The sequence below is a fragment of the Microcoleus sp. D3_18_C2 genome, from assembly GCF_036702395.1.
GTDB lineage: Bacteria > Cyanobacteriota > Cyanobacteriia > Cyanobacteriales > Microcoleaceae > Microcoleus.
Genome location: NZ_JAUBTG010000029.1, coordinates 13658 through 39637 on the forward strand (window position 1 = coordinate 13658; position 25980 = coordinate 39637).

The 25980-nt window shown below is 46.6% G+C and carries 25 protein-coding genes; 10 read left to right on the plus strand and 15 right to left on the minus strand.

Features of this window, described 5'->3' with window-relative positions; all coding sequences use genetic code 11:
• Nucleotides 1-27: 27 nt before the first annotated feature.
• The 3 genes from QUA88_RS17690 to QUA88_RS29545 are packed head-to-tail and all read right to left on the minus strand — an operon-like array spanning nt 28 to nt 2317.
• Entirely contained in the window at nt 28-1788 is a 1761-nt protein-coding gene (locus QUA88_RS17690; RefSeq protein ID WP_333272917.1) for a serine/threonine-protein kinase, read from the minus strand.
• Nucleotides 1789-1848: 60 nt separating this feature from the next.
• Nucleotides 1849-2085 carry a type II toxin-antitoxin system Phd/YefM family antitoxin gene (locus tag QUA88_RS17695; RefSeq protein ID WP_333272920.1) on the minus strand — a complete coding sequence of 79 codons (237 nt, stop codon included), beginning with the start codon at nt 2083-2085 and terminating at the stop codon, nt 1849-1851.
• A 58-nt stretch (nt 2086-2143) separates the two neighbouring features.
• Nucleotides 2144-2317 carry a ParE family toxin-like protein gene (locus QUA88_RS29545; protein WP_445300598.1) on the minus strand — a complete coding sequence of 58 codons (174 nt, stop codon included), beginning with the start codon at nt 2315-2317 and terminating at the stop codon, nt 2144-2146.
• A gap of 109 nt (nt 2318-2426) precedes the next feature.
• Between QUA88_RS29545 and QUA88_RS17700 the strand changes: the two genes are divergently transcribed.
• Together QUA88_RS17700 and QUA88_RS17705 are read left to right on the plus strand one after the other, a co-directional pair.
• Nucleotides 2427-3167: a formylglycine-generating enzyme family protein gene (locus tag QUA88_RS17700; protein ID WP_333272922.1), complete on the plus strand. Its 741-nt coding sequence runs from the start codon at nt 2427-2429 to the stop codon at nt 3165-3167.
• Nucleotides 3168-3292: 125 nt separating this feature from the next.
• A complete protein-coding gene (locus tag QUA88_RS17705; protein WP_333272925.1) occupies nt 3293-3637 on the plus strand; it encodes a hypothetical protein in 345 nt (114 codons plus the stop codon).
• Between the two features lie 162 nt (nt 3638-3799).
• Here QUA88_RS17705 and QUA88_RS17710 read toward each other — a convergent pair whose 3' ends face one another.
• From QUA88_RS17710 to QUA88_RS17720, 3 genes are all read right to left on the minus strand, one after another.
• On the minus strand, nt 3800-4018 hold the full coding sequence (locus QUA88_RS17710; RefSeq protein ID WP_333272928.1) for a hypothetical protein: 219 nt from the start codon (nt 4016-4018) through the stop codon (nt 3800-3802).
• Nucleotides 4019-4457: 439 nt separating this feature from the next.
• Nucleotides 4458-6458 (minus strand): ArnT family glycosyltransferase, encoded by a 2001-nt coding sequence (locus QUA88_RS17715; RefSeq protein ID WP_445300597.1) that lies wholly within the window; start codon nt 6456-6458, stop codon nt 4458-4460.
• Nucleotides 6459-6984: 526 nt separating this feature from the next.
• The gene (locus tag QUA88_RS17720) at nt 6985-7563 is read right to left on the minus strand and encodes a hypothetical protein (protein ID WP_333057033.1); all 579 of its coding nucleotides are present in this window, start codon (nt 7561-7563) and stop codon (nt 6985-6987) included.
• A gap of 364 nt (nt 7564-7927) precedes the next feature.
• Here QUA88_RS17720 and QUA88_RS17725 point away from each other — a divergent pair, with 364 nt between their 5' ends.
• Both QUA88_RS17725 and QUA88_RS17730 read left to right on the plus strand, forming a co-directional pair.
• Complete coding sequence (locus tag QUA88_RS17725; RefSeq protein ID WP_333057032.1) at nt 7928-8260, plus strand: DUF565 domain-containing protein; 333 nt, start codon at nt 7928-7930, stop codon at nt 8258-8260.
• A gap of 75 nt (nt 8261-8335) precedes the next feature.
• Nucleotides 8336-9496, plus strand: coding sequence for a glycerate kinase (locus QUA88_RS17730; RefSeq protein WP_333057030.1), 1161 nt, complete (start codon nt 8336-8338; stop codon nt 9494-9496).
• Between the two features lie 226 nt (nt 9497-9722).
• Here the strand turns inward: QUA88_RS17730 and QUA88_RS17735 are convergent, their stop codons facing one another.
• A complete protein-coding gene (locus QUA88_RS17735) occupies nt 9723-10088 on the minus strand; it encodes a hypothetical protein (RefSeq protein ID WP_333057028.1) in 366 nt (121 codons plus the stop codon).
• A gap of 327 nt (nt 10089-10415) precedes the next feature.
• Between QUA88_RS17735 and QUA88_RS17740 the strand changes: the two genes are divergently transcribed.
• Nucleotides 10416-10943 (plus strand): orange carotenoid protein N-terminal domain-containing protein, encoded by a 528-nt coding sequence (locus QUA88_RS17740; protein WP_333057027.1) that lies wholly within the window; start codon nt 10416-10418, stop codon nt 10941-10943.
• Between the two features lie 306 nt (nt 10944-11249).
• Here QUA88_RS17740 and QUA88_RS17745 read toward each other — a convergent pair whose 3' ends face one another.
• The gene (locus tag QUA88_RS17745) at nt 11250-13118 is read right to left on the minus strand and encodes a PAS domain-containing sensor histidine kinase (RefSeq protein ID WP_333057026.1); all 1869 of its coding nucleotides are present in this window, start codon (nt 13116-13118) and stop codon (nt 11250-11252) included.
• 394 nt (nt 13119-13512) lie between these two features.
• On the opposite strand from QUA88_RS17745, the gene QUA88_RS17750 reads away from it, so the two are divergent.
• Nucleotides 13513-14232, plus strand: coding sequence for a response regulator transcription factor (locus QUA88_RS17750; RefSeq protein ID WP_333057024.1), 720 nt, complete (start codon nt 13513-13515; stop codon nt 14230-14232).
• Between the two features lie 645 nt (nt 14233-14877).
• A complete protein-coding gene (locus QUA88_RS17755) occupies nt 14878-16530 on the plus strand; it encodes an alpha-amylase family glycosyl hydrolase (RefSeq protein ID WP_333057023.1) in 1653 nt (550 codons plus the stop codon).
• Nucleotides 16531-16876: 346 nt separating this feature from the next.
• Here the strand turns inward: QUA88_RS17755 and QUA88_RS17760 are convergent, their stop codons facing one another.
• The gene (locus tag QUA88_RS17760) at nt 16877-19528 is read right to left on the minus strand and encodes an EAL domain-containing protein (protein WP_333272933.1); all 2652 of its coding nucleotides are present in this window, start codon (nt 19526-19528) and stop codon (nt 16877-16879) included.
• 402 nt (nt 19529-19930) lie between these two features.
• On the minus strand, nt 19931-20734 hold the full coding sequence (locus QUA88_RS17765; RefSeq protein WP_333210255.1) for a DUF2267 domain-containing protein: 804 nt from the start codon (nt 20732-20734) through the stop codon (nt 19931-19933).
• 301 nt (nt 20735-21035) lie between these two features.
• On the opposite strand from QUA88_RS17765, the gene QUA88_RS17770 reads away from it, so the two are divergent.
• On the plus strand, nt 21036-21164 hold the full coding sequence (locus tag QUA88_RS17770; protein WP_333272936.1) for a hypothetical protein: 129 nt from the start codon (nt 21036-21038) through the stop codon (nt 21162-21164).
• A 114-nt stretch (nt 21165-21278) separates the two neighbouring features.
• Nucleotides 21279-21737, plus strand: a complete 459-nt coding sequence (locus QUA88_RS17775) for a response regulator (protein ID WP_333057020.1) — start codon at nt 21279-21281, stop codon at nt 21735-21737.
• Here the strand turns inward: QUA88_RS17775 and QUA88_RS17780 are convergent.
• From QUA88_RS17780 to QUA88_RS17795, 4 genes are all read right to left on the minus strand, one after another.
• A complete protein-coding gene (locus QUA88_RS17780) occupies nt 21706-22140 on the minus strand; it encodes a DUF2294 domain-containing protein (RefSeq protein WP_333210257.1) in 435 nt (144 codons plus the stop codon). The two genes, QUA88_RS17775 and QUA88_RS17780, sit on opposite strands and share 32 nt — an antisense overlap.
• A gap of 94 nt (nt 22141-22234) precedes the next feature.
• Complete coding sequence (locus QUA88_RS17785; protein ID WP_333057018.1) at nt 22235-22612, minus strand: BON domain-containing protein; 378 nt, start codon at nt 22610-22612, stop codon at nt 22235-22237.
• A gap of 265 nt (nt 22613-22877) precedes the next feature.
• A complete protein-coding gene (locus QUA88_RS17790; protein WP_333232980.1) occupies nt 22878-23207 on the minus strand; it encodes an alpha amylase C-terminal domain-containing protein in 330 nt (109 codons plus the stop codon).
• Nucleotides 23208-23292: 85 nt separating this feature from the next.
• A complete protein-coding gene (locus QUA88_RS17795; RefSeq protein ID WP_445243041.1) occupies nt 23293-23712 on the minus strand; it encodes an alpha-amylase family glycosyl hydrolase in 420 nt (139 codons plus the stop codon).
• A gap of 832 nt (nt 23713-24544) precedes the next feature.
• Between QUA88_RS17795 and QUA88_RS17800 the strand changes: the two genes are divergently transcribed.
• A complete protein-coding gene (locus QUA88_RS17800; RefSeq protein WP_333145102.1) occupies nt 24545-24793 on the plus strand; it encodes a hypothetical protein in 249 nt (82 codons plus the stop codon).
• Nucleotides 24794-25074: 281 nt separating this feature from the next.
• Here QUA88_RS17800 and QUA88_RS17805 read toward each other — a convergent pair whose 3' ends face one another.
• A complete protein-coding gene (locus QUA88_RS17805) occupies nt 25075-25920 on the minus strand; it encodes a cyanophycinase (protein WP_333232982.1) in 846 nt (281 codons plus the stop codon).
• Nucleotides 25921-25980 lie beyond the last annotated feature (60 nt).

The window sequence follows — 25980 nt, forward strand, 5'->3', positions numbered from 1 at the left end:
TTCTGACCACCCGTGCGTAATTCCTAATTAATGCAAATTTTCGTCCCAGACGCCGATGTAAATCCGATCGCGCTCATTGCGTTCGATTATCCCTTCCAGCGAACCTTTCCTAAACGTAAAGCGATTACTCCGGCGCTGCTGCACGTCGCGGAATCCCTGCAAAATCTCCCGGTTTGCCCCGCCCACCATGCCGTTTAAGGCGGTTCGCACCACCAAATCGTCCACAGACTGGGCAAAAGAACCCTCTGTTTGTACTAGCTCGCCCGAATCGCGATCGTAAATGTAGCCCAGAGTAATCCGATTTGGCAATATTTCGTAAAGTGCGGTGCGAGTATTCGGCCAATAGCCCCGCGCTTGAGAGTCAGTGGGTTCTCCCAATTCGGCTAAAATCTGACTTTCCGGCGTACCAACCGCATACCCAGGGATTGTGGGAGTCTTCTGATAACTGGTTCCCGGTTGTTCGCTGGGTGCGGGCGATCGATCGGGCGGCAACTCTTTGTCAACAAGTTTTTCTGTTGGTGTGGGTTCGACAGCTTCGGGAGAAGGCGCTGGTGTTGGTGCTGGGGCGGGTGTTGGAGTTTCAGCAGCAGGCGCTGGAGTTTCAGCAGCAGGCGGCGGAGTTTCAGCAGCAGGTGGCGGACTTTCTCTGCGAGTCGGCGAGAAAGGCGTTGGTGTCGGCGCGGGAATTGGTGCGGGGTTCACGCGCGCGTCTGGATCTGCAGGGGCCGAAGTGCGATCGTCCTGGGCCACCGGTGCGGGTTCCGAAGACGGCCGGTTGAGGAAAACCCTAGCAATACCGACAAAACCTGCCACAATAAGTGCGATCGTCACGAACCCCAAAATCCACCAAACCTTGCGGCTGCCTTGCCCAGAAGACACCACAGCAGGCGCTGTTCTGGAACCCGCCGGCGACTGAGGCCCGTGTCCCGGCATCACCGCCACCGTCGGCCCGGTGCTCGGCGACGCTGCACCATGAGGCTGCCCGTGCAGCAGCGACAGCCACTCATCCACGCTAGCAGGGCGATTTTGAGCTTCTACTGTCATCCCCCGCATCACTGCAGAACTGACAGCCGCACTTAGCTGAGGCCGCAAGTCGCGGGGTGAAGGCATCGGCTGACTGGTACGCAAAATTGCAGCCACCGGCACCTGTGCTGTCAGTAAAGTGTAAAGCGTCGCCGCCATACCGTAAACATCTGTGGCGGGCGTATATTTTCCTTGGGCGAAATACTGTTCTGGGGGCGCGTAGCCGTCGGACACCATATTAGTGTGACTTTGGGTTGCACCGGGAGTAAACTCGCGGGCAATTCCAAAATCTATCAGCACAACTTCTTGGGTGTTTTGGCGCAGCAGAATGTTTTGCGGCTTGATATCTCGGTGCAGCAAACCCTTTTGATGAACAACTTTTAAAGCAGCGCCAATTTGAGTGATGTAGAGAATTGCGAGATTTTCTGGTAGCGGATTATTTGAACCGACTACATCGCCCAAATTCTGACCCGGAACGTAGTCCATCACCATGTAAGGCTGCCCGTCTTCCACAAAGAAATCGCTGACGCGGACAATATTCGGATGAACGCAGGAAGCCAACCGCCTCGCTTCGTCTTGAAACTTGCGATCGAACTCAGCAAAATTGGGTTGCTGCCGCAGAGATTCGTTGAGGGTTTTAATGACTACAGGCTGTCCTAAATAGCGGTGATTTGCCCTGAAGGTAATCCCAAAGCCGCCGCGTCCCAATTCTTGTTCGAGGGTGTACTTTCCACCCTGTAAAGTTTTGCCGATTAGCGCATCCATAGGTTCAGGCGATCGCGTACCAGATAATATGGCTGATTATGGCACGTCTAGTGGGCTAAGTTACCAGTCTAAAGGGCGATCGAGAAGTGCGATCGGCGTTGCCATTCCTTCCCGAATCGATTCCCGCATTCCCGGCACTGAGAGAAGATACAGTGTTTCCTCAACAGATGCGGAGTCAGATTCAGATAATAACACTGCATTGCTAATCTGTTCTGCGATCGCGATCGGTTCATGTGGCTGACTCATGGGAGCGATCGACTGCTGCAACTGCTTTTGGGCTTCATTGATTGGAATCATATTTTTCCACTTGTCTAAATACACTTTTCTAATTGATCTTGGCTGGCTGTAGACACTGCTACAACTGCCCCAGAAACTTGTCGTACTCTGCGTGTGAACCAACCCAAAACCAGATTACAGTGTCTCCATCCAACTGACCAACTGCTCGATAGTTTTTGCTAAGTTTACATATAGAGATATAGGCGGTGATATGGGAGATTGGAGTATTGGTGGAGACGGACTTCTGCGTCAGGGAGGTAACTTAGTAACGGTGGGCAATGGAATTCCAGTGCGGATGCAGCAATTAGATTTTTGATATTGAATGGCTACAAAAAATTGAGCAAAAAGGAGAGTCAATTTATATGCAGGAATCTTTGCTAGATATGGTAACTGTCCCCGAAGGAGAATTCTTAATGGGAGCTTGTGTAGAAGATAATGAAGCCGAGACTAGGGAAGCACCATTAAGAAAAATTTGGTTGTCAACTTTTGCCATTCAGAAAATACCAGTAACCGTAAATTTATGGCAGGAGTTTCTAAACAAAACGGGCTATGACTGGTGTTTCCACGATGAAGTTGCCCAGAGATCGCCTAGCAAGCAGCATCCAATTACTTGCGTATCTTGGCATGACTGCTGCGCGTTTGCACGGTGGTTGCAAGATTCTTTGGGAGAAAAGTATGCTTTGCCAACTGAGGCACAGTGGGAAAAAGCCTGCCGAGGGACAGAGGGACAGTTATACCCTTGGGGAAGCGAGGAGCCTGAAGAGTACGACATCCTTCCTCCACCCCCAGAAACTACACTGCCTGTAGGAACTCGTCAAGATCGGCAAAGTCCTTATGGTTGTTTGGATATGTGGCAAAACGTATCTGAGTGGTGTTTGGATTGGTATGACGAAGAGCTATACAATCATGAAGATGGTGAATATTATCAAACCGACCCAAATGTTACAAAAAATCCTGCTGGCCCAGCAACAGGGAGATGCAAAGTTTTTCGAGGGGGACAAATGAGGTGGCAACAAGGCTGGCCGAGATGTAGTTATCGAACCTACCAATACCCGGATTACAGGGCTTTATCATTAGGTTTTAGAGTAGCCATCAACTTTTGAAAACTTAGACGGCAAAAGCGATAACTGTATGAATAAAGAAGTACCAACGCCTTAACGCTTGGGACGGTTTTAGCAACTTAATGATAGTCCGAGGTTTAGGTAAACCGACAGACAACGAACCAGGAATGGAAAACTGGTTAGTTTACGTTGACACTAACCGCGACGGCATCCGAAATACCAACGAACCCTTCACTTACACCGACGCCAGTGGCAACTATTCCTTCACCCTCGCCCCCGGAAACTACCGCATCGTCTCTCGATTACAACCCGGATGGACTCAAACGAATCCAACCAACCCCATTTATCAAGAAGTAACAGTCACCGCTAACAATACAAAGTTTGGAGTAGATTTTGCAGCCACAAATTCCCAACTAGCAGGCCCCAATATTGACCCCGAATTTACCAGTACGCCGCCAACAACAGTCAAAGCAGGAGAAAGATTAGTCTACAGAACAACTGCAACTTGCTAATTCGGGCTGAGTAGATTGGTAAGTCTGGATGCACCTTCTTGAAACGCAAGCTTGGATGACTTGGGTCTTCCTTAAACTGGCGATACGCCGCGCGTGTCTGCTGTTGAACTTGTTGGGGTAAATCAGCAAATAATCTACGGAACTCGGTTGTAGTGCTTGACTTCACAATGTTTCTGGATCGAGTTCTTGGGTTTTACCTGCATGATACTCAGCCATTGCGGTTGCTGCGAGTTTAGCAAGAGCATCTGGGGAACGGGAGAATGCTTGATCCCAGCGCATATCGTCTTCAAGTTCTTCCAGAATCATTGAAGCGAGGGCATCTTGCTCGCTTGCAGACAAGGTTTTCAACTTGGCGATCGCACGTTCAAGTAACTCAGTCATTACTAACACACTCTTACAATGAAAATGGCATCCTATCCATTATCGCTTGTTTCAGGCAAGTTGAGCGTAGTCCGAACGCGCTCATAGTTTTGAAATTAGCCTATCCATAGACTCTATACAATCGAGTTCCGCGGCCTCTTCTGCTATTAGTCGATCGTCCTTCTTCTTCTCTAACAAATTTTCCATACGCTGTGGCAGCGATTCACTAAATTTGAACAACTTCCACCGATCGACTTTTTCAATGCAAATCTCATGGATTAATGAGGAGGGTTTGTTGAGAATTGAAACCATTGTAGGCTCCCAGCTTCGGGCTTTAGGTAGTGACTAGATTATAGCTTTTGCAGTCCTGGACGCACCATATCCAAATTCCGGGGCAACCACGGGGGGATTGCCCCTACTTTCACACCATATAGGTCGGCTCACACCGCAGTACAATCCACTATCGAAATGCTGTTCTCGGAACCCTGGCGAGTTGGTAAGCGCCCCGACTGTCCAACAATTGATATTGATTTGGCTGCAATCCTAATTCCACAAATTTCTCTGGATATCCCAGCAACAAAATAGAGGGAGAATTTGGGTTTTTAGATTCCTTAATGTAGTCGATCGCCCTTCTGACAGCTCGGTAGTAAGTCACCGGCCCTTCGGTATAAAAAACCAGACTTGGTTTCCAGAAACCAACCATAATAAACTCTTCCCCCGGCAGTTTTTGTTGAACCGCAACCTGCGCTAACTGTCTCAGAGGTAGCTGGCGGTTGATATCAACCAATTTGTAGGCGGGAGTAAGACCAAAGATGATAAATGCTACTAACCCGATGAAGTTAGCAACCAAAATCCAGCGCTGTTGCCGCTGCCAAAGTAAAAGTGCGATCGCCACGGCTGTAATTATCCAAATCGTACCGCCGACAATCAGCAATCCCGACTGCTGAATTGCTTGGGGAAAATTCGGCATAGCCGGGTCGTCTCCGAGCCAGTTGTAGCAGTAGAAAGTTGCTCCGGCTATAATTAATAAAAATATGACATTGAAAATGTATGTAACTAACAGCCCTCGCGGTAAATAATTAGGTTTTTTTTCTAACTTTCCCCGCCTATTTTCTGGTTCGTTGCCTGCAATAATATCGCTCCACAGCAGCGTTACCAAAATCGCAGCGGCGGGGATTAAAGGCAATACATAACTGGGCAATTTGGTCACGGCGATCGTAAAAAAGCCAAAGATGCAGACGAACCAAAATAGGGCAAATAAACTCAACTGAGCCGATCGCGGTTGACGACGCCAGTAACTGCGCTGCCAAAAACGGGTGCGGGCGATCGCCACCGGCAAATAAATCGACCAAGGTGCAAAACCAACTAGCACTACAAAAAAGTAAAAATACCAAGGCGCGGAGTGCTTGTTGACTACTCCAGTAAAACGCTGGAAATTGTGATAGCCAAAAAAGCTGTCAATATAAGTTTGACCGTTGTCTAAAATAACCAAAATGTACCAAGGCAAGGCGATCGCCAGAATAATCAAGATTCCCGACACCGGACGCATTTCGCGCCAAAGTTGCCAAAAATTTCCCAAATAAAGCCCGAAGCAGCCAACAATCAGCGCTGGCAAGACAATTCCCACAGGCCCCTTAGCCAGAATTGCTAAGGCAATTAGTACGTAAAAAGTCAGATACCACTTATTGGGAAATCGGGAAGCGGAAACGGTGGAAAATTCGGCTTTTTCTCTCTGTTCTTCTAGAGTGTAACCGAGAAAAAATGCGAATAGTGCCGAACACATACAACTAACTAATAGCATATCTGAAACGCCAGTCCGTCCCCAGGCAATAGTTTGGGGATTTAAAGCTATTAGGGCAGCACCAATCCAGGGAGTAGAAAGAAAAATAGGAATACTAGGAGAAGGGGAGAGTGGGGGAGTGGGAGAGTGGGAGAACGAGGGAGAAAAGACAGTTACATTCATCCGTGTATCCGTGTCCGAATCCGTATCGTGCCCTTCTTCCTTATTCCTGACATCCGTTAAATCCGTTACAGAATCCGTTGCCGAACTTCCTCCTTCCTTCGATAAGGTATAGAATCCGAGGCAAGTCAGACCGATCGCACACAAGGCCGAGGGAAGACGCACGGCCCATTCGTTAACACCCAGCGTGCGGTAAGCCACCGCCATCAGCCAGTAAATCAACGGTGGCTTGTCAAACCTCGTTTCGCCGTTGAAATAAGGAGTGATCCAATCCCCTGTCAGCGTCATTTGACGGGCGGCTTCGGCAAACAACGGTTCGGTTTCGTCAACTAAACCGATGTTGCCGAGATTCCACAAGAAACCTACCCAGGCGATCGCGCACAGCCATAAAAGCGACAGCAGCTTTGGTGCGATCCTCTTCGAGGGCTTTCCTTCGGATCGCTTCGCTAACGCTAACGGGCGCTTCCTAAACTCTGACAAATTTTTAATAACTTCCTTCACGCAAACTTCCTGCGATTTTAGATTTTAAATTTTAGCTCGCATAGAGAGTCTACCGAAAGATTCGCATTCTCGAAACTCCCCATTCGATCGAATCTGGTTAAACTCAGATGTTACACCATTCTCAAGAAGGCTTTTATGAACAGGCTTTCCGGCCTGTTCCACAATAAAATTCACTCTTTGTGGAACAGGCCGGAAAGCCTGTTAAGCGAGAATGGTGCAAGATATCAGTTAAACAGAGATGTTGCACCATTCTCAACAAGCCTTTCAGGGGCTGGCTCTCCTGCCCAACCCCTACTCCCCACAAGAAAATTCACTCTTTGTGGAACAGGCCCAAAAGCCTGTTCGGCTCTCCTGCCCAACCCCTACTCCCCACAAGAAAATTCACTCTTTGTGGAACAGGCCGGAAAGCCTGTTAAGCGAGAATGGTGCCACTATGTGAGGTTAAACTCACATAGCCGCACCATTCTCAACAAGACCGTATCAACCGGGTTTCTCGACCAAAATCTCGGCACCTGCAGCTAAGCGTTCACGGCTGCAAAATTAATTGCCATTCTCCGGCTGTGCTGTTCCAAGCCGGCGAGGGTGTCTCCCCGGCGACGAAAGGCCCCCAGTAGCGGCGAGAACCATCCTGAGCAAAAACCACTAAAATGTCTCCCCGTTTGACTTGTAACTTTCCCTCCGGCAGCGATAGCATCAGTCCCTTGCCGCCACCTTCCCCCGGCGCAAAATCCCAGTGCGCCGGTTTGCCGTAGGATTCCTTGGCTTGCCGTTTCGACAGCAGGGCCACTCGCACTGGGTGTTCGCTGCGGTTGCTGACGCGCAAACGGCCGGAGGCTTTAGCATCTACAGGGATTGAGGAAAGCACTTCCTCCTCTGGATCTGGGGGGGTTGGTGTTGAGTCGGGTTTGGGCTCGCTAGCGGTGTCTGCTGAATCTGTCGCAACTGGAGAAATGGGGGGTATGGGGGGGAGTGCGGTGGCTTGTGAGGGCCAATCGCTCGACTGATTTGAACCGTTGGAGATAGTGATTTCAAAACGTCCTAGAAACATTCCTGTAATTAGGACGATCGACACTCCAATTACGAGCTGGTAAATTTTAAGATTCATAAATTTTAGGCTTAAAGGATAGACTGCACCCGCAATGAGTCTTAACTATTTTTAATGTAAAACCAGGGGCTGCTGTGACACAAGATACAGTTACACTTAATGACTTAACCGTTCTCTGCTATAATTCGCCAATCGCTTAATACCATCTTAGATGTTAAATTTTATATTTTAGATGGCGACATACTGACCGCGGTAAGAATTTGGATTTAGCCTGGAGGGGCATTTGTTGACTCATCGTTATAGCTTTTAATAGCAGTTGAAAAAAAAAGTGCTACTCTATGCCCGTACTCCAAAACCCAATATTCATCAGTAATTCCGCATCTCAAATCTCCAATCTCGAATCTCCAATGGTATAACTTTTTTTATGCAGAATACCCGAATTAACAGATTGATTGATGTTCTGGGCGAGCGATTCCGAGGCTGGCTGAGCAATCCTTGGCGGCGGATTTCGCTACTGCTAATTAGCCTGCTTTTCGGCACTTTTTTGGGAACTGCTATTTCGACTATCGCCGGACAATCAGCAGATTGGGATATTATCGCGGCCGGGCTGTTGGTGTTGTTGACTGAGTTTGCGAGCTGGCTGGTTTACGGCAGCCCGCGGCCTGTAGCCCGTTCTTTTTGGGTGGATATGCTCTATGCTCTGAAAATTGGCGTGACTTACAATTTATTTGTGGAGGCTTTCAAACTTGGCTCTTAAAAGGAGGGGAAATATTTGTCGGTTGTAGATAGTAATTGGACAAAACCAGCCCCCGCTAGCGAGAGTTTTTAGGATATGGATCGATCGACTGTAACCCCTGTTGAAATTTTACATCGATGGCAAGCCGGCGATCGCCCGATCGCTCCCGACTTCGATCACCTGGCTTTGTGGGAACTTGCGGATGATGTGCGATCCTCTTCGAGGGCTTCGCGAACGCGCGCTTTTGGGATTACTCCTGACAGTGTAGCCGATGTTGTCCGCTGCAAAACCGATTTATTCTTTTCTCTTCTTGACGAACTGCATACTTTCCCCCTAAAGTCAACTGTTTTCCTCGAAACTTTGTGGAATCTGTGGCTGCCGCTGGCAATGCAATTATCGACTGCCAAACAAAGTTTAAACCGTCCTTTAATTCAAGGAATTTTAGGAGGGCAAGGAACGGGAAAAACTACTTTATGCCAAGTTTTGAGGCTGATTCTGGGAAAATTGGGATATTCTACTGTCAGCCTTTCTTTAGACGATCTTTACAAGACTTATGCCGATCGCCAACAACTCCAAAAAGCAGACCCGCGTTTAATTTGGCGCGGCCCCCCCGGCACTCACGATATTGACTTGGGAATCGCAGTTTTAGACAAGTTGCGCGGTTCTCAAACTCATAATTTAGCAGCATTTGACAATCCCAAATCAGATGCCCTCAAACCGGATATAATTAAAAATATAGAAATTCCCAGGTTTGACAAATCAGCCTATGGAGGTGCAGGAGATAGAAGTCAACCCGAAATTATTTCCGGTGCGGATATTGTACTTTTTGAAGGTTGGTTTGTCGGTGTGAATCCGGTGGTTGATGCCAAATTAAACGAGTTTTTGGCGGCTGCACCGTTTCCGATTTCCACAGAAAGCGACTGTCAGTTTGCGCGCGATATGAATGCGAAGCTGCACGACTATCTGCCCCTGTGGAACCGATTAGATCGGTTGATGGTTTTGTATCCCCAAGATTATCGCATTTCTCAAGTGTGGCGCAATCAGGCGGAACGGGAAATGATGGCGACGGGGAAGTCGGGAATGTCAGAAGCGGAAATTAATCGGTTTGTCGAATATTTCTGGAAAGCGCTGCATCCCGAGTTATTTATTAAGTCGATGGTTGAGGAGGGCGATCGCGTGGATTTAGTAATTGAAATTTTGGGCGATCGCACTGTCGGCCAAATCTGTCGGGCGATCGACTTAAAATTAAGCGATTAGGGAGAGTTAAAATTAACGCTTTAAGGACACAAAAATGTTGTGTCCCTACCCTATTGCAGCTTTTAAGGACAAAACCTTGTTCCGTCCCTACTGTATTGCAGCTTATCGTACAGTCACTTGCAGGACTTATATAAAAAGTGGTTTGACGCGCGAATTATAGGGGGAAGGCGCGTCATAAGCACCCTACAATACAGAGGTTGTCCGTCGAGGATGGAGAATTTCTAAATTAACTGCCGGGAGTACCAAGATCGATCGCTTTCTGCATCAAATCGTCGGTAACTTCGCCCGGTGTACCTGCAGGCTTAATTTCCTGAGCCATCGAACGAAAATCAGCGGGATTGCCGCTTGTATCTGCCGGCTTTGCGATATCTTTAGGAGCGGGAATAGGAAATTTAGGTGCAGTTGCAGCGGCGGCAGCTTGAGCGCCGGCACCCGTGCGATCGATGTCACTAACACTAAATTCTTTTGAAGCTTCGTAGTCTGCTGATACATCAACTGTCGGCAACTTTTGTTCTCCAGCTTCCACGCTTTCAGTTATCTGCTGAGCGTCAAAGCTTTCAGTGTTATTTGGTTCTGTATTGATTTGAGACATAGCCGACTCCTTTCTAGTTTTATTTAACAATTTACTGTATTTATTGTGATTCTATTTCGTTAATTTTTCATCTACCCGTAGATATATCGCGCGCTTCTATCTCAAGGCTGATTTATTCTCATGTGGCTGGTCAACATTACACGAGTTTCCTAAACTAATCCAACTATATGCAAGCTTCAAACCCATACCTCATCTGTCATTCTCAATTCTTTCATCTAAAATCTAAAATTTAAAACCTCAAATCGTATTACCTCTTCGGGATGGTGACTGGCACTTACAAATGTTGATATTTATATATTCTGAAAGCATTTTTAAGGAATTTTGTTTATGAACTCACCCGCCGCCACCAATCCTCACTCTCTCTCCAACGACACTCAAAACATCGTTCAGACAATCAACGGGTTGGGTACAGATGAAAAGCTGGCGCTGCTCTACTTTGTTTATGAAAAAATGGGAGATTCAATTACACCAGCCGCTCCCGCCGCCGCCGAACCAGAATTAGCTCCCATGCTGCTGGATGATTTTTACAAGCTTTCGGCCGATCAACAACTGAATATCATGCGAGGTATTGTCAACCGCGACGACACGCCCTATTCTCACGCTTACGGAGCTTTAACTGCTAACAATCAGTTGGTGGTTTGGTATGCTTGGGCGATTGGTATGGGTGAAACAATTGTCGATATCCCCGACGGATATGAGGCAACTGAGGCTGTCAATGGCGTGTTGGGTCAAATTGAAGGTCTTGATTTTGAACAGCAAATTTCGGTGCTGCGCGACGTAGCTAATAATATGGGCTACACCGATGTTAAACCAATTGCTACTCAGGCAGAAGTAGGGAAAACTTCTAGTCTTTAGATAAGAGTCTGCTGTTGCAACCTATCCTACACAAACTCTCCTCCTAGCAGAGAGGGACTCAAGAATAAAGGAATTACCCAAAACCTCTATATGTAGGGTGCGTCTCGGCGCACCCTACCGCTATAATTAGTAGGTAACACCTTTTTTTGCTCTTAGTCCTATTTATTTTTTCGTCTATTAAGCTGTTGTGCATTTAAAGCACTAAGGAATGAGAATTAAATAACTTCCACAAGTTTGTGGGACGGGCGGGACGCCCATCCCACAATAACAATTAAAATTGTAAGTTATTTAATTCGCGATCCTTAGTCAGGAAGTAAGTTTTTTAGGATAAACTTTTCGCGGAAATTCCATCCGAAATATCGAACCTTTTTTTGGTTGACTTTCAGCAGTAATTGTGCCGTCGATCATCTTGACTAAAGAGGCACAAATAGCTAGTCCTAAACCAGTGCCTGGATATTGGCGAGTTGTGGTTTGGTCGCCTTGGTGGAACTTGTCGAAAATGTGGGGAAGAGCCTTTTCACAGATGCCGATTCCTGTATCCCGAACGGTGATAATTAGCCGATCGCGATTTAATTCCCGCACCTCAATATAGATGCTGCCCTCATGTGTGAATTTAACCGCGTTGGAAACGAGATTGACCAAAATTTGCCGCAGGCGCAACTTGTCATTAACTATAAACTGATGCTGCAAGCACACGCTGACGGACAATGCCACATTCTTATCGGTGGCTTGATTTCCGAATTCCAAGGCGACATCCATTACTAAATGCGCTAAATCAAATTTTTCAATTTTTAATTCTGTGCGGCCACTCTCGATTTTGGAGAGGTCGAGGATATCGTTAATCAGCAGTAGCAGGTTTTTGCCGTTATGTAAAATGCGCCCCACCATTTCTGTTTGCTGGGCGGTCAGCATTTGTTTGTGCTGGCGCAGCAGCAATTGGGAAAAGCCGATAATCGAATTCATGGGAGTTCGCAATTCGTGGGACATGATGCCCAAAAATTGCGATTTTAACTTGGCTGCTTCTAGCAGTTCCAATTTTTGCTGTTGAATGCGTCGCCCCTGATTTTCCAGTTCTTCCTGCTGGCGAATTAGCAGCTCGTTTTGCAAGTCTAAAAGCTGTTCCTGCTTTTTTAATTTTTCGATCGCCAGTGCGTTATTAATGGCCATCGCCGCTTGTTTTCCCATCACCGCCAGCAGTTGCTGAGTATGCCCGTCCATCGCCGTGCTGTCTTTCCCGTTGCCGATGGCGAGCACACCCAAACGCCCGCTTTGCCCCGACTCGATCGCCGCTGCACAAGCCGCCGCCGGCAGCAAGCCTTTGCGGCACTCCGAGCGCCACAGTACAGACTCTCCCGTCGCAAATGCTTTCCACAGCAGCTTGTTTTGCACGTGCGGAGTTTTGCCCCCACCAAAGTTTTCTGTCCCTCCGACAGCGCTGAGTTTGAGGCCGCTGCAATCGGACTCCAGGAGAGCAACTAGGCAAAATTCCGCTCCTGCGATCGCCTCTACAGTCGCATCCGCAATGCCTTGCAACAACTGGCACAAGCTACCCGCCCGCTGGCTCAATATATTTGTAAACTGCTCTATCACCTGTAAATCCTGCCCAGCCTTTATTACCGTCCGGGCTTCGCACAATTTTTCTACTTGGAAATTAGCTTCCGATCGCGCTTGATGCGGCCAAAATTCTCGTTTTGCTTGGGGATCGGCTTGAGTTTGTTCGATCGGCTCCATATCTGTGTAGGTTCCCACCCACTCCAAAACTTCCTGACTGTCGGGGTTAGCAGGCTCTCCTTTTGCCACGTTCCAGCGGTAAGTGCCCTCTCGCGTCTGCAGACGAAATATAATTTCGTAGCTTGGCGGCGGGAACTTAGAACTGTGCGATCTCGCCAATAGACGAGGGCGGTCTTCTGGGTGGACGCGCGCCAGATAGCCGAAACCCAAAGCTGCTGATGCTGGTACGCCTGTGTACTCCTCCCAGCGCTGACAGAAATAAGTCGCCCAGCCGTCGGCCTTTGTTTTCCAAACTATGTGAGGAATTGCCGACCACAGGCGATCGTCCTGAGTTTCGCAGTCGCCAACTTGCGGTTGGGGGGATGTTATTTCAGATACTTTGTGTAAGATTTCCGAGTCGGAAAACTCCGAGGGAAAAGACTTATTGCCGTGATACTGAGTCATAACAGGTTATATAAATAAGCATTGGACTAGAGCCCTAACACCGGCTAAAGACTCGTGCTGCTAGCTTTATTGATTTTGAGAACCCAAGTGCATCAAAATTTTTTATACTTTAAATTTATCCGGGTAGTGGTATCTTTACCTCTATCAACGGGCGGACAATGAGATAATTCAGTTAAACTGTTAAAACATTGAGAGCTTACCTGTCCCGATCGGGTTCCTGCAGGCATCGCAAAATAACTTAAAAATTAACTTGCATTCTTGGCGGCTGCATGAGTATGCTTTAAAATGATGTGCTACCTGTAAAACCCTAAATCAGGACACATTCTCAAATTTACTCAGTTTAGCTGAGTCAGTTGATGATATTTTAAAACTTTAGCGGACTATTGGAAGAAAGATGAGTAAAATTCGCGTTGCTTTGGTAGAAGACCATGACCTGACAAGAGTTGGCATCCGCACAGCTTTACAACAGCGTGACACAATAGAAGTTGTCGGCGATGCAGCTAACGCTACAGAGGGATTGAAACTGCTTCAGTCTTCAAAACCTGACGTGGCAATTGTAGACATTGGGTTGCCGGATTTTGATGGCATTGAACTTACACAAAAGTTCAAGAAATCGGTAGCGGAGTCCGATCCTGATACAAAAATTTTGATTCTGACTTTTCAGGACAATGAAGAAGAAGTTCTGGCAGCTTTTGCCGCCGGAGCTGATTCTTACTGCATGAAAGATATTAGCTTCGATCAGTTATTAGATGTAGTAAAAGTAACTCACGAAGGTAACTCTTGGATCGATCCGGCGATCGCCCGTATCGTCCTCAAACAAGCTCGCACTCAGGAACCCGCGCCGGAAGAACCGAAGGCTGAGGGCAAAAGAGTCACCATTAAGGCTGCCGAACCAGAGTTTAGTCACATCATTGAGACTTACCCTTTAACCGAGCGGGAATTAGAAGTTTTGGAACTAATCGTACAGGGTTACAGCAATGCTGCAATCGCCGAAAAGCTTTATATTACCGTCGGTACAGTCAAGACTCACGTCCGCAATATTTTGAACAAGTTGTGCGCTGATGACCGCACTCAGGCAGCCGTTCTCGCCCTGCGTTCTGGCTTGGTTGGATGAAGCCCGATCGTCAGGCAAAATCAAGTTAAAAGTAGGGTGCGCTGGGCGCACCTTACGGCCAATCGATTTGAGATTTTAGATTTTAGATTAAAGAATTGAAGCATTGACTTGCGCGAGATAAATTCGGGGGTTCCTTTATCGGATACACGTTTTTTATTTCTGGGTCCTGAGTCTGCTTTTGGAATGAATCACGGGGCGGGTATCCTGGAGGCTTTCGGTCACTGATTAAGGGTGTGCAGTGCACACCGAATGACTAATTGTTATCAAAAAATTAGGGCAGGCAGTGTGTACCAGCCGAGCAATTGTTTCTTGTTAAAAAAAAGATCGAGTTTAAATCCGCATCTATCCCAGTACAGATATTTTTTTCAAAATTTTAAAAAGTAAATATACCTTAAGATAGATGCTAAAAAACTATGATATTACTAATACTTATTGTTGAGCGATCGCCAGTGAGATAAATTTCGATCGCACTGCCAATACTGCGCGATTTCACTTCATAAAAGGCAGAGACAGAGACTAGATTACGATACTTTTAGGAAGAGTTAAGCCTTAAATAAATTATATCCGTAGAGTGATGCTGAGTTCGCTTAAATTTGTAAAATTAAAAGTATCAACTGCTACTGAAAAATTTTAGAAAGAGGTATTATGGCTGCCCCAATTGAATTCAAGTTATTTGCTCCCTACAACAAAGGAGCTGCCGTGATTGGCTCTTTTTCTAATTGGGAAGATATTCCGATGGAAAAGGACGAAGAAGGTTTTTTTCGCACGCGAGTTGAGTTGGAGGATGGCGTTTATCAATACAAATTCCGCGTTCAGTCGAAAAGCTGGTTTCTGGAACCCGATCAGTGGGTAGATGTGGTCGATCCCTACGCGACTGATATCGACGATCCTACTCAAAACGGCATTGTTCGGATCAAAGATGGCTCGCGCATTGTCGATACCTACGTCTGGAAACACGATGACAAACCGCTACCAGCCGATCGGGAATTAGTGATTTACGAAATGCACGTTGCCGACTTTTCCGGTGGCGAAGACGATCCCCTAGCCCGCGGCAAGTACAAGCACGTCGTCGAAAAACTCGATTACCTAGTCGAACTCGGCGTCAACGCGATCGAACTCATGCCCCTCAAAGAATACCCAGGCGACTACAGTTGGGGCTACAACCCTCGCTACTTCTTCGCTACCGAGTCCAGCTACGGAACCACAGAAGAACTCAAAAACCTGATAGACGAGTGTCACGGGCGGGGGATTCGCGTCATCATCGACGGTATTTACAACCACTCGGAATCATCGAGCCCCCTCACTCAAATCGATCACGATTATTGGTATCACCACGAACCCCGCGATCCAGATAACAATTGGGGCCCGGAATTTAACTACGAATTTTACGACGAAAATTTAGGAACTTTCCCGGCGCGCAGATTTGCTGGCGATACAGTCCGCTATTGGGTTCAAGAATATCATCTCGACGGCATTCGTTTCGACGCGGCGCGACAAATAGCTAACTACGATTTCATGCACTGGGTAGTTCAAGAAGCCAAAAATGTCGCCGGCCCCAAACCGTTTTATACCGTTGCCGAATACATTCCCGACGATCCCAGCATCACTAATCTAGAGGGGCCGATGGACGGCTGCTGGCACGACAGTTTCTATCACTCGATAATTCCACAACTGTGCGGGGACAATTTTGATTTAGAACGCCTCAAAGAGGTAATCGACTGCAAGCGGCAAGGTTACTTGGGTGCTACGAATGTAGTCAATTATTTGAGTAATCACGATCACGATCGCATTTTTGCCGAATTTGGCGATCGGGGAATTTTGGATGAAGCCGCCTTCAAGCGGGCAAAGTTGGGAACCGTGCTGTTAATGACAGCAGTTGGCGTGCCGCTGATTTGGATGGGCGAAGAATTTGGCGAATACAAAGGCAAAACTATTGAGCAATCTAAAATTGACTGGACGCTGCTAGGAAATGACCTGAATAAAGGTTTGTGGGAATACTACAAAGGCTTGATTCACCTGCGTAAAAATAACCAAGCACTTTACACAGAAAACATCGAGTTTTTCCACGAAGATCCCGACTCGAAAGTTTTTGCTTACACTCGCTGGAACGATGAAGGTTCGAGAGTTGTAGTAGTGGCGAATATGTCGGAAAATTATCTAGCAGGTTACAGCGTTCCCCACTTTCCGGCAAACGGAACTTGGCACGAATGGACTGGGAATTATGATGTTGAATCTGGCGATGACAATATTATGATTGACTTGCCGGAATACGAAGCAAAAGTGTTTGTTTGGCAGTAAGGCAACGGAGGACAAAGGCTTTCGCCGTTTCCCTAGCCCAAAATAATCATTATGTAGGAAAGGGCACTGCCTTTCGTCGTGTCAACTTAATCTATCAGTCCGCCAGTCCTCCCACCCGGCAGTCCGCCAGGGACTGAAGTCCCTGTCTAATAGCTGAAGTCCTCTGAAGAGGACTAATGAGTTTTTCAGTCCTCTTCAGAGGACTTCGGCTTTGAGGCAGGGGTTTCAACCCCTGCCGGACTGCCGGAGTGCGGGTTTAACGCTAAGTTGACACCTATGGGCATGGCGCCGTGCCCTACTCCCCGCGCCGGAAACGGCGAAAGCGTTTGTCCCTATCAGATATCGCTCAAAAGAGAAGCTTTTGTTTGTTCCCCGATTGATTTTCTAAGCACAATTGGGTGATGGCCGCCGCCGGTATTGGTTTGCTAAAGAAGTAACCCTGACCCATATCGCACTTATGCGATCGCAAAAACGCCAACTGTTCTGCTGTTTCCACTCCCTCAGCAATCACCTGTAAATTCAGGCCCTGTCCCAAGGCGATCGCCAGTTTCACAATAGTAGCACCGCTGCTGCCAGTCACCAAATCGGCCACGAAAGATTTGTCTATTTTTAAATTATTGAGGGGAAAGTTTTTCAGAGACCACAGCGAAGAATAACCGGTGCCAAAATCGTCCAGAGAAATGTTAATTCCCATGTCCTGCAACTGCTGCAATACCGACACCGTAAAGCTCACATCTGTCATGGCAATGCTCTCGGTAATTTCTATTTCTAAATATTCGGGATTTAACTTGGTTTCTGATAAAATTTCAGCGATGGTTTGTACCGTGTGAGGTTGCAGAAACTGGCGGGCTGATAAATTCACTGCTATCCGCATCGGCGGCAATCCCAGTAACTGCCACGCTCGATTTTGCAAGCAAGCAGTCCGCATCACCCATTCGTCAATTTGGCAGATTAATCCTGTTTCCTCAGCTAAGGGAATAAATCGATCGGGAGGAATCAAACCGCGTTCGGGATGCTGCCAGCGAATCAGAGCTTCCATGCCCACTATTTTGCCAGTATTTAAATTTATTTGCGGTTGATAGTACAGGACAAATTCTGAATTTTTTAGAGCTTTGTACAGATGATTTTCTAAGTTAAGATCCTCGGATACTTTACTGCCGATCGCCTGCGTGTAAAACTGATAATTATTGCGACCTTTCTGTTTAGCTTTGTACATCGCCGCATCAGCATTTTTCAGCAAAGTTTCTGCATCTTCTCCGTCGTAAGGAGCCAAAGCAATTCCCAAGCTAGCCTTAATATAAAGTTCCAAACCCTCAAAATCAAAAGGAGTGCTTAAACTCTGGATAATTAGCTGGCAAATCTTAGTTGCTTCCTCTGGGGTGTTGATATTGTACAGCAGCACAGTAAATTCATCTCCGCCCCAACGAGCCATCGAATCCCCCACGCGCAAACAGTTAGTCAAACGCCGAGATACACTTTGCAGCAACAAATCGCCCACTGGATGACCGAGAGTATCGTTAACATTTTTAAATCTATCTAAATCTAGAAAGATTACCGCCAGCATTTCTCCATTTTGGTGAGCGCTAGCTAAAGCCAAAGACAGCCTTTCATTAAACAGTAATCTATTAGGTAAACCCGTTAATGGGTCGTGAGAAGCTTGATGTCGGATCATCGCCTCGACGCGCCTCTGCATTACAGCCATGTACAGGTGAGTTCCTAAAGATTGTGCTAGCTTCTGTTCTTCGCTAGTCCACTTTTGAGCTTCGCCTGTTTTGATTTCTTTCCAAGCTGCAAAGGATTGTCGGGGACGATCGTTCCGGGCGTCCGAACTGCAACGGCCCGCCCACAAAATTTCGGTTTGTATAGGGCTGCGAAAAACGGTGAGACAGCCGATGCACTGTTGGCGATATTGCAGCGGTACTGCCAAAAATGATCGAATGGAAGCTGCGACTAAATTGGCAGATACAGATTTGAGTTGAGGTTCTTTAGAAATATCGGAAATCGCGTACAAGTGCGGTACGAGAAAACTGGAAATATTGGTGTCAATTGAGCTGTAATGCTGGGAATAGAGATTTTCAAAAATACCTAATTGGCTTGTATGGTTAGCAGTTTGCGATCGATCGTCTTGGTTTGCCCTCCCCATAATCTGCTGCCAAAATGGGCTGAGTTCCAGGTCGATGTCCGCGGGCTGCTGGCCACAGGTATAAAGCAAAGCGGGTCGATCGCCAAACTCGGCTGCAATGTAGAGTCGCCCTCCTGAACCACGCAAATGCTTGACAGTTTGTTCGAGAACTGCTTTCCGAATTTCGTTGAGTTCCAGAGGAGAATGCAGCAAACTGGTAATTTGGTTGATAACGGCTTCGTCACGCGCTTGCTGTCGGGCTTGACTCAGCAGAAAAGATTGGGCGATCGCAATTGAAAGTTGATCCACAAGCAACTGCACCATTTTCAATTCTCGATCGCTAAACCGTTTCGGTTGGCTATGGTGAGACACCAACAGTCCCCAAAGGTGATTTTGATGCAAAATCGGCACCGTCAGAGAAGAACGTGCCCCCATAGCCTTCAGATATTCAGCGTGACAGGGGTCTACAGGACGATAGCTAATATCTTCAACTGCTAAAGTTTGGCCGGTGTCGGGACAATCTAACCGATTAATTGTTTGATGCTTCAATTCCACATCTACAATCACTCGCTGCCGCGCTTTGAGAAACATTTCCCGAGCACTATGGGGAATGTCGCCTGGTGGAAAGCGCAAACCCAGCATAGATGGCAAATTGTCGCCGTTGATGGACTCAGCAATTACCTCACCGCTACCGTCGGCCTCAAAGCGATAAACTTTTACTCGATCGCTCTCTAAAAAGCTGCGGATTTCTCGCGCAGTTGTCGTCAAAATCTCTTGCAGTTCTAAAGAGTTGCGGATGCGATTGGTAATTCGATTGAGTAAAATCTCTTGTTCTAAAGTCGATCGTGACATTTGTGTAACTTTGGTGCGAGTCATGCCTTTTGATCTCCCGGGCTGTTGACAGCATTTTTGCGAGCCACAGTCTTAACTTGCCCTGTATTATACAATACAATACTTTCGCGCCGTCTAGGGGCTTGACCCTACCCCAGAGCGCGAAACTCGGTTTCTGGGGATATTTCTGGTTTTTAGACAAATTCGGGTGATAAACCGGGTTTTTCACAGCACTTACAAGGCAAGGCAAGAGCGATCGGACAATTAGTGAGGACGAAAGTTCGATCGAGTTGAATCAGGACTCAAGTCCTCACTACAAAGCAATTGCAGAGCTACAACACAAAAAGTATAGAGAAACCGATTTGAGCAACCAGTATTCTGCCCTCTGGAGGGAGAATACTGATTGCTCAAACCGGCTAGTAAGTATTTATACTTTAAAAGGCCTCATTAAGCCGCGTCCCAAATTTCCCGAATTCTGTCCGGCAAAAAGCCAGCTATTTCCTGAATTCGCTCCTGGGACAGCTCATCCTTTGTTGCCGAAAATACAGCCGCGATCGCAGTTTCCGGTTTTACTCCCGAAGGAAGTGCGCCTTCTAGTTCCACCCTCCGTGCAAACAAATTGCCATCGATCCCCAAAGGTGCAGGCGGGCCGGTCAAAGGCTGACGTATCCGGCTGAGCAATCCCACCAGCGGATTGGTATCTTTCCAGAGGTCTGCTATTTCTTGTTGCAGGGTTTTGTCATCCGTAGGCAAAACTTCTGTGTGCAATTCAGATTCCACGTGCTCGATGGCTTCTTTTGTCATCACATCGCGCATGATCCGGTACACTACTTCGGTAATGTCGCGGGCATCAAAAATATCCTCCAAGTGACCTTTTACCATCACTTTTTCCAAAAACGGCATATCCTTTGAAGCGATAGGAACTGCCGATCCTTCCTGGTGGAGCGAGGTCGGAGGATTAGTCTCCATTTTGTGTAACAGTTTGCGGCCTTTTTCTGTTAACTCAGCTTGTTGAAATGCCACTAAAGGCGGCAATAACTCAGTTCCTCCATAAGGCTCGCCACTAAACTGAGCTTTGATAAATTCCCTTTGGTTGAGGTAGTCTAAATGACCGAGCAATTCCGCTTCCGCCACCGTGTGACCCACATATTCTTCCGCTGCGTTCCTAATTTCTGACTCTCCCCTGCCGTTGCCACTGCCAATCTTTTTGAGCAAAATGTAAGTCAGGTCGTCTCTGATTGGAATTGTCATTAAAACCTCCTAGGTTAATATCCGGTAAAGCTCAGGTAAAAAATGATTTTTTTTACTGGCTTAAATTGTGATTATTACTACTTAAAAACATTGAAGTCTAAAGTAGAGTAATCAAGTATCTCTCAGCAGGTGTAAGTTATTCAAATAAAGTAACGGTTAGAATATTCCTTTAGGTAGATCCAGGTAGGGAAACCCATGTTTAATGTGGTTAATATCCGAAGAAGCTGTCGCCACTCTTCAATGCTATTAAGCGAGAATGCTTTATTGGTAAGAGTTTTCGTATTTATTGCGTATTTTTACCATGGCTGACGCACCAAGAGAGCCTCAGTTGGTAATTGGCGCTGGGAGAGGTAGAATTAAGCAGATGCTATGGAATGAATCAACTGCGGTCGTTTTGCCCGCAGCTTGTAGCGATATTGTATCGGGTTAGACCAAAAACTGGTCATGGGAGAGCTACAAATACGAGCCAATCTGTGTCAAGTGCCGCAGCGCCACTTGAAGAATGCCTCGGTAACAAATTTTTTGATCGTTGCGATCGGCATTTATGAACTACCCTAATTGGAACAATAAATTGGAATCCTCGTCTCTCATTAGCGGTCAACCCCCGGTTGAAAAGCGTCCTTTAGTGTTGGCGGTAGACGACAATCCTGACAACTTAGAGCTGCTGACACAAATACTCGATTTATTCGGGTGCGAGTGTGTGGGAGCAGTGGACGGGTACGCAGCTCTTTCCGCAGCAGTCGATCGACAGCCCGACCTAATCGTACTCGACATTTGCCTGCCGGATATAGACGGTATGGAAGTAGTAAAGCGCGCCCAACAAAACCCCGAGATCAGACATATTCCGATTGTTGCTGTCACAGCACTAGCAAAACCAGAAGACCGTGCTCGAATTCTTCAAGCAGGCTGCGTGGAATACCTTTCCAAACCTTTTAACATCAAAGATTTAGAAAGAGTTATGCGCCAGCACCTCAACTCTCCAATGCTTTTGGTTGAGTTTTAGATTTATAGTTAGAATCACGAACTTGAGGTGCAGAGTCCAAAATTGCGATCGTTCCAGTGCGGCCTGTCTCCAAGGTCGCATCGCGGAGCAAATCAGTGACTCCCACGCCCAAAACCTTTTGGATTAATTCTTTCAGTGGCAATTCCAGAAGTGATTCTAATTCTGTCCGTACCTGCAAGGCCAAATCTTGCTGACCGTTCTGAGCCAGCAGTTTTTCGGGTTGAGTAAGCCCATTTTCGACAACAATTATCAATTTGTTATCCAAAAGATTGCACAGCGCCTGACTCGTTGGGTGTCCGAGTTGAGAGCGGTACAAAGCTTGAATTCCCTGCGAAAGAGTCCGTTCTAATTTACCACGAGTAGGTTCTAAGGTTTCCCCTGTCATATTTTTTATTGACACCATGATAGATAAAAAATACTGTTAGCAGCAGTTAACAGTTACAGTAAACTTAACTACTGCTAACAGTCAACTGCTAACTGTTAGAAATAAAGTCGCTTTAGCCGACAGTAACTTGATTAGTTTCCACCCCAGTTGCACCCTTAACGCCTTTAGCAATTGTCACCAATTTGTTGACAATTTCCTGACTGGGAACTGTACCTTTGAGAACCACAGTAGAGCCAAGTTGAGCCACATAAACAGTCTCAATATCCGCAACATCGGGATTTGCATCGAAAGCCTGAGCTACCCGTTTAGCTAAACCGCTTTGATCGTATTCTCCGTTCAAGCCCATGCGTTCCGGCGGGATTGTCTGAGCGCTCGCAGCAGGTTGAGCTTGAGCTTGAGCTTGAGCTACAGGTGCTTGGTAAGCAGGAGCGTCAACAGTTTCTTGATTTTCTTTTTTTTCTAAACCAAACAATCTTTTTAACCAGCCCATAGAGTTTTTCCTCCGACAAAGTTTGTGTTTATTGACCTGTTAATTCGCGATTGGCACGTCACCCTGTAATTGTTATTCTCAATACCAGGAATTACGATCGCACTCTTGGATGCAGAAACCGAGTTTTTTTACAAAAAAGTATCGTTACAGCCATCCACCTAGGTAGAAAAACCCGGTTTGTTGAGCTTGGTGCGCCCGTCCTAAATACAATTTACTGTTGTACAACTGCGCCGATCATCTGCCTGGAGACATAATTCTCCGGCTCTCAAACAAATACTTGCGCTGACCATTCCGACAAATCAAACTTAAACCCTTCTTCCCCAACTTCTACTATTTTGTTAGACATCCACTCGTGCCAACTTCCTGCCGCCGGAAAGTTAGGAATGCTGTTACCAGATAGATAAGTATCCGAAAAATTAGCCACAACTACTGCCCGCGTTCCCTCATCGCTCCAGCGGTAATAAACCAGCACTTTGGCTTCTGGATTTTCGTGGATGAATTCAATATTTTCGGTATAAAGTGCAGGCAAATCTTGCCGCAGCCGAATCACGTGTTTGTAGTATTGCAACAACTCATGATTGGGCGGATTTTTCAACAAATACCATTGCAGTTTATGCGGCTGGTTGGGAGTTTGCCGAAGCGATGAGTTCGGGAATTTCGGGAATGTGTTCTGCTATGTTCTAGAATGGCTTGTCGCCGGCGGTTTTTTTCGCTTCATGAGTTATCCAGTGTAAGAAATTTCGATATGATATTCTTGCACTCCAGAAATTAACAACATCGCCGATGAATTTCCAAGCGAGACGAATGCCGAGTTTTGGGTCGAAATTTTCGTAGTTAAACTCCGGGATCCAGTAGTTAGCCGGATATTCGGGATAGTGTTTGTCGCGGTAGTACCAATAATTGCGATCGACTAGCAATAAGGGACAATCTTCATCGCAGTGGTTGTAAATCCCGTCCAGAATCACCCGAATGCCCCGTCCGTGGCACTCGTCAATCAATTGCTTCAAATCTGCGGTTTCACCGTAGCTGGACTCTACAGCAAAGAAATCGCGGACTTTGTAGCCCCAGCTATAATCGCCCGGATATTCATTAACTGGCATTAGTTCGATCGCATTTATAAGTGTGATTAGTATTGATTTTTACAATTTTGCAAATCTGTCGCCATCGTTCTTAAGAGTTAAACCTGTAAGTCTTATGTTGTAAGGTGCTTGGGGGCGCACCCGGAGGATTTAGTAGTGCGAACCCTAGCGAGTAAGGTGCGCCCCTAGACACCCGGAAACCTGATTTTAATCAAAAATGTAGTTAAAGTAACTAAACATTATTAAGTGCTATTTATGAAAAATAGTCCGGACTGCTTTGAGTTGGTAGTCTGAAACCCTAGATTTTCCGTTGGTAGCGAACGTGCCTTGGAGCCTTGAAACCCTTATTCTACGGTTGTCTATCAAAAACTGTCCGAAGTATTGTATGAAAAGTAATTTAACTTTTGATAACTAGATAAATCGTGGTGAATATTTAAAATTTGTAACTAAAGAAACATTTTTTAGCGGACAGGAATAATACCGTAGAAAGATGTCATTTTATGCGGAAACAGGGAGGATGAGCTTGTAATTATAGGGCAAGGGAAACCAGAACCATGAATCTTTTATTCAACTCGGTTTTCCCGCGACGTTAAGTCAAGTTTGAGCAGAGAATAGCAATAATTATTTTTGCTTATGTCTTGGCATCACTTGTTTTATAGTTTTTGACTTGCAAACTTTGTAGAACCTTTCATCAGCTTTAACGACTGCTGCTACCTCAGTAATTGGTAATTGGTGAAAATCTCATTCGTCCCTATTACCCGTTAGATATTCCGAGCAGTGGCTCTAAGGCTCTAAAAGTTTAATGTGGGATGTTGGCGAATTACCGTTACTGTAAAACTCTGGAGTGTTAAAAATGCTAAAACAAATGTGTTGGTTGCCCAGATTGGGACGTAATGGAGAAAAGATATTGCACTTACGCACCGATGCCCGTCAAGGGTGGCGGCCTTATACAGCTTTTCCGCAGTTCGCTGTATCCGACTACCGGGAACCGGGCGGTTCTAAGGGATGGGCAACATATCAGAAGCTGAGAACTCAAGGGTGGAATTTAATATCGACCGCAGAAGGGCAGCAGTCGATTTTTGGCGAACAGAAAAGTGCTTAAAAAACCCGAAACCGCAGCAATAAAAGAAGAGGTAAAATCCTCTTCTTTTTATTATTTTTGGGGTGCTGCTGAATTCAAGTATGATTTTGCCTGATGAAGTAATTCTAAGTCAGCGGTGGGGCAACCACGGAGGGATTGCCCCTACAAATTTCATACCCCAATTAAGCAACGCCATTTTTGGATACAGAAACTGGGTTTTTAACCATCCTACTTGGTAGAAGGGGTAAGGTGTGCAGTGCTCACCTTACATAATTTTGAGATGTTTGCCAGTTGCAAGTAAATTAGGCGATCGCCCTTTCTCTCTCTCCTGTAATTGCTACGTTATGGAGCACCGGCTGGTGAGTTTTCAAGTTAAACCGGTATCCGTGGGGGAGGATGTGCAACTTGGCCCCGCAAATCGCCAAAGCCTCATCCTTCAACAGTCCCTCCAGATTGTCGTGGAGTTGTTCAGACGAGTCGATGACAGTTACAGAGTTTTCGCCAATGACTTCCAACTCGTCACCGTGGACTAAAATAGCTGTATTTTCGTCAATACCAAATCCCAACACGGCAGGTTGCAGCAAAAGTGCGGAAACTAAGCGTCCCAGACGACCTCGCTGGGCGAAATGCTGGTCGATGACAACTCCTGGAAGGAAACCCATTCCCGGCCCCATTGCTACCACATCAACGCGGGGATTTGTCTCCGAGTCTCCTTCAATAATCATCACGTCTGGCATCATCGCCGCGCCGGCACTGGTGCCACCAATGATAATACCTTCAGAGAAGCGTTTGTGCATAGCTGCGTCGAGTATGGTGTCTTTCAAGCAGCTAATAATCCGCGCTTGCTCTCCGCCGGTAAAGAATATGCCGGTGGCTTGTTCGATCGCTTCTAAATAATCTCGATTGTTGGCATCTTCCGGTTTCTGAGTGTCAACAACTCGCACATCTTCAGCGCCAAGTCGCTCAAACACTCGGATGTAATTATCTCCTACTTCTCCCGGCAGGCTAGTGGCAGCAGTCATGATCGCAATGCGGGCTTTAGTGCCTCCGGCGCACCGCAAGAATTCCCGCAGAATTTTGCAGTCCCCCTCTTTGTCTTCCGCGCCACCAATAATTAGCAACTTCCCCTGAACTTCGTTGCTCGCCATATTATCTCTACTTTTAATTTATTTAATTTCACTAAAACACAAACTTATTTTTTCCGAAAA

Excerpts from the sequence above, each read along its gene's own strand:
- QUA88_RS17690 (WP_333272917.1), bottom strand. The coding sequence starts at position 1,788 with ATGGATGCGCTAATCGGCAAAACTTTACAGGGTGGAAAGTACACCCTC.
- QUA88_RS17695 (WP_333272920.1), bottom strand. The coding sequence starts at position 2,085 with ATGATTCCAATCAATGAAGCCCAAAAGCAGTTGCAGCAGTCGATCGCT.
- QUA88_RS17700 (WP_333272922.1), top strand. The coding sequence starts at position 2,427 with ATGCAGGAATCTTTGCTAGATATGGTAACTGTCCCCGAAGGAGAATTC.
- QUA88_RS17705 (WP_333272925.1), top strand. The coding sequence starts at position 3,293 with ATGGAAAACTGGTTAGTTTACGTTGACACTAACCGCGACGGCATCCGA.
- QUA88_RS17710 (WP_333272928.1), bottom strand. The coding sequence starts at position 4,018 with ATGACTGAGTTACTTGAACGTGCGATCGCCAAGTTGAAAACCTTGTCT.
- QUA88_RS17720 (WP_333057033.1), bottom strand. The coding sequence starts at position 7,563 with ATGAATCTTAAAATTTACCAGCTCGTAATTGGAGTGTCGATCGTCCTA.
- QUA88_RS17725 (WP_333057032.1), top strand. The coding sequence starts at position 7,928 with ATGCAGAATACCCGAATTAACAGATTGATTGATGTTCTGGGCGAGCGA.
- QUA88_RS17730 (WP_333057030.1), top strand. The coding sequence starts at position 8,336 with ATGGATCGATCGACTGTAACCCCTGTTGAAATTTTACATCGATGGCAA.
- QUA88_RS17735 (WP_333057028.1), bottom strand. The coding sequence starts at position 10,088 with ATGTCTCAAATCAATACAGAACCAAATAACACTGAAAGCTTTGACGCT.
- QUA88_RS17740 (WP_333057027.1), top strand. The coding sequence starts at position 10,416 with ATGAACTCACCCGCCGCCACCAATCCTCACTCTCTCTCCAACGACACT.
- QUA88_RS17745 (WP_333057026.1), bottom strand. The coding sequence starts at position 13,118 with ATGACTCAGTATCACGGCAATAAGTCTTTTCCCTCGGAGTTTTCCGAC.
- QUA88_RS17750 (WP_333057024.1), top strand. The coding sequence starts at position 13,513 with ATGAGTAAAATTCGCGTTGCTTTGGTAGAAGACCATGACCTGACAAGA.
- QUA88_RS17755 (WP_333057023.1), top strand. The coding sequence starts at position 14,878 with ATGGCTGCCCCAATTGAATTCAAGTTATTTGCTCCCTACAACAAAGGA.
- QUA88_RS17760 (WP_333272933.1), bottom strand. The coding sequence starts at position 19,528 with ATGACTCGCACCAAAGTTACACAAATGTCACGATCGACTTTAGAACAA.
- QUA88_RS17765 (WP_333210255.1), bottom strand. The coding sequence starts at position 20,734 with ATGACAATTCCAATCAGAGACGACCTGACTTACATTTTGCTCAAAAAG.
- QUA88_RS17770 (WP_333272936.1), top strand. The coding sequence starts at position 21,036 with ATGGCTGACGCACCAAGAGAGCCTCAGTTGGTAATTGGCGCTGGGAGA.
- QUA88_RS17775 (WP_333057020.1), top strand. The coding sequence starts at position 21,279 with ATGAACTACCCTAATTGGAACAATAAATTGGAATCCTCGTCTCTCATT.
- QUA88_RS17780 (WP_333210257.1), bottom strand. The coding sequence starts at position 22,140 with ATGGTGTCAATAAAAAATATGACAGGGGAAACCTTAGAACCTACTCGT.
- QUA88_RS17785 (WP_333057018.1), bottom strand. The coding sequence starts at position 22,612 with ATGGGCTGGTTAAAAAGATTGTTTGGTTTAGAAAAAAAAGAAAATCAA.
- QUA88_RS17795 (WP_445243041.1), bottom strand. The coding sequence starts at position 23,712 with ATGCCAGTTAATGAATATCCGGGCGATTATAGCTGGGGCTACAAAGTC.
- QUA88_RS17800 (WP_333145102.1), top strand. The coding sequence starts at position 24,545 with ATGCTAAAACAAATGTGTTGGTTGCCCAGATTGGGACGTAATGGAGAA.
- QUA88_RS17805 (WP_333232982.1), bottom strand. The coding sequence starts at position 25,920 with ATGGCGAGCAACGAAGTTCAGGGGAAGTTGCTAATTATTGGTGGCGCG.